Below are 446 nucleotides of genomic sequence, written 5' to 3'. Positions count from 1 at the left end.
GGCGTCGAGCGCGTCGAGCCGGGCGGCGAGCGCGCGGCGATCGACCTTGCCGTTGGCGCTGAGATCGAGCCGTTCGAGCGGCAGGATCGAGGTCGGGATCATGTACTCGGGCAGGCGCTGGGCGAGGGTCTCGCGCAGTGCCGCGAGGGCCTGTTCGGGCTGCACGCCGGGGGCGAGCACCACCGCCGCGGCGAGACGGGGCGGCTGCCCGAGGGTGAGGGCGCAGGCCTCGGTGACGTCGGGCGCGGCGGTGAGCGCGGTCTCGATCTCGCCGAGCTCGATACGGTGCCCGCGCACCTTGACCTGCTGATCGGCGCGACCGAGGAACTCCAGGAGCCCGTCGGGGTGATAGCGGCCGATGTCGCCGGTGCGATACCAGCGCGCCCCGGCGCGGGTGACGAAGCGCTCGGCGGTGCGCTCGGCATCGCCGCGATAGCCGCTGGCCA

At 74.4% G+C, this 446-nt stretch carries 1 pseudogene; it reads right to left on the bottom strand.

From position 1 onward, the window contains the following. Positions 1 to 446: pseudogene (locus EBL85_RS16875) on the bottom strand (AMP-binding protein); the annotation flags it as partial.

The sequence above is a fragment of the Marichromatium sp. AB32 genome, assembly GCF_003718675.1.
GTDB lineage: Bacteria > Pseudomonadota > Gammaproteobacteria > Chromatiales > Chromatiaceae > Marichromatium > Marichromatium gracile.
This window is presented reverse-complemented; position numbering and strand designations above follow the sequence as displayed.